This is a genomic window from Microbulbifer mangrovi (assembly GCF_002009015.1).
Classification (GTDB): Bacteria; Pseudomonadota; Gammaproteobacteria; order Pseudomonadales; family Cellvibrionaceae; genus Microbulbifer; species Microbulbifer mangrovi.
The window spans coordinates 1-2,380 of the sequence record NZ_LZDE01000130.1; the positions used below are offsets into that span (position 1 = coordinate 1).

General features: G+C 56.1%; 1 protein-coding gene and 1 riboswitch. The gene reads left to right on the plus strand.

Annotated features, from left to right (window positions below; all coding sequences use genetic code 11):
• Positions 1 to 153 precede the first annotated feature (153 nt).
• Positions 154 to 252, plus strand: a riboswitch (TPP riboswitch).
• Positions 253 to 374: 122 nt separating this feature from the next.
• On the plus strand, positions 375 to 2,300 hold the full coding sequence (gene thiC, locus B4U49_RS00720; protein WP_078082690.1) for a phosphomethylpyrimidine synthase ThiC: 1,926 nt from the start codon (positions 375 to 377) through the stop codon (positions 2,298 to 2,300).
• The last annotated feature ends 80 nt before the right edge of the window (positions 2,301 to 2,380 follow it).

The following is a 2,380-nucleotide window of genomic DNA, read 5'->3' on the forward strand; positions in this document are numbered from 1 at the left end:
ATGGGTTTACAGCGGTCCTGAAACCTTCCGCCCAGTGCGCGGCCGCAACCGAACGTGCTACAAAGCTTTTAGCATCCGGGGGCTAAGGGCACAGATTTCCGCCAACAAATCTCAAAGACTTGTCCCCCCGGTCACATTACAACTATACTCGGCCCCAACTTGTCGGAGTGCCTTCGGGCTGAGATCGCTGTTGCGAGATCCGTTGAACCTGATCGGGGTAACCCCCGCGTAGGGAACAAGATCTGAATTCGCTACATTTTGAGTGCTATTTTTATCACACTGCGCTCAAAAACTGCTCATCTCTCCAGCACCCCCGGCAATCCATTCACGGAACCATTTATGGAAAGCGTCAGGAAACGACGCAAGGGGTCAGCATGTCTCAAGTCGCAGAACCGCAGAATAAAACCAACAAAAATAGCCGCAGCGCCCAGCGCGACAGCGCCAAAGAATTTCTGGACAACCTCACCGCACAGCAATTTCCCAACTCCCGTAAAGTCTATCTACAAGGCGAACATCGGGGCGTAAACGTGGGCGTGCGTGAAATCTGTCTCGGTCAGAGCCTCGTTGGTGGCGATGAAAACAACCCCGTATTCGAACCCAACGAACCGCTCCAGGTTTACGACACCGCCGGCCCATATTCTGATCCGGACTACAAACCCAACGTCCGTGATGGACTGCCCAAGCTCCGTCAGCAATGGATCGAAGCGCGCGACGACACCGAAATTCTCGAAACCCGCCAGGCCGCTTACAGCCAGAAACGAATGGCCGATCAGGGCCTCGACCATATTCGTTTTGACAACCTGCCGGCACCGCGTAAAGCGAAAATCGGAAAAAACGTCACCCAGATGCACTATGCCCGACAGGGTATCATCACCCCGGAAATGGAATTTATTGCCATCCGCGAAAACATGGGCCGCACTGCGCTCGCCGAACAGCTGAGCGACGCGGATTATAAAAAGGCCCGCGAAGGCATTTACATTCCGCCGCAAATCACCCCGGAATTCGTGCGCCGCGAAGTGGCCGAAGGCCGTGCGATCATTCCCGCGAACATCAACCACACAGAGCTGGAGCCGATGATCATCGGGCGCAACTTCCTGTGTAAGGTCAACTCCAATATCGGCAACTCCGCGGTAACGTCCTCGATTGAAGAAGAGGTCGAAAAACTGGTGTGGTCCATTAAATGGGGCGGTGACACCGTGATGGACCTCTCCACTGGCCAGAACATCCACGAGACCCGCGAATGGATCCTGCGTAACTCCCCGGTACCCATCGGCACTGTCCCCATTTACCAGGCCCTGGAAAAAGTTGACGGCATTGCCGAAGACCTCAACTGGGAAGTGTTCCGCGATACCCTGATCGAACAGGCAGAGCAGGGCGTCGACTACTTCACCATCCATGCCGGTGTGCTCCTGCGCTATGTACCGCTGACTGCCAAACGCGTCACCGGCATCGTCTCCCGTGGCGGTTCCATCATGGCCAAATGGTGCCTCGCGCATCACAAAGAGAATTTCCTCTACACCCACTTCGAGGACATCTGCGAAATCCTCAAAGCCTACGATGTCAGCTTCTCCCTGGGCGACGGCCTGCGTCCCGGCTGTATCGCCGACGCCAACGACGAAGCCCAGTTCGGCGAACTGCACACCCTCGGTGAACTCACCGAAATCGCGTGGAAACACGACGTGCAGACCATGATCGAAGGCCCCGGCCACGTGCCCATGCACAAGATCAAGGAAAACATGGACGAACAGCTGGAACACTGCCACGGCGCCCCGTTCTATACCCTCGGCCCATTGACCACCGACATCGCCCCCGGTTACGACCACATCACCTCCGGCATCGGCGCCGCCATGATTGGCAGCATGGGCTGCGCCATGCTGTGCTACGTAACACCCAAAGAACACCTGGGCCTGCCGAACAAAGAGGACGTCAAGGAAGGCCTCATGGCCTACAAAATTGCTGCCCACGCCGCCGACCTGGCCAAAGGCCACCCACGCGCGTACAAGCGCGACGACGCCCTGTCCAAAGCCCGCTTCGAATTCCGCTGGGAAGACCAGTTCAACCTTGGTCTCGACCCCGAACGCGCCCGCATGTACCACGATGAAACCTTGCCGAAAGAATCCGGCAAGGTCGCGCACTTTTGCTCCATGTGCGGACCAAAATTCTGCTCGATGAAAATTACCCAGGATGTGCGTGACTATTCCCGAAAACTAGAGGCCGCCAAGCAGGAAGCGGAACAGGGAATGGAGGAAATGGCGATCAAGTTCAAGGATATGGGTGCTGAGCTTTACCACAAAGGCTGAAGTAGTAGCTTGAACAGTAACTACTCAGCTTGACGAGAAGGTGCTGGTACCGGTGAACGTTTGCGAGACCTTCTAAAACA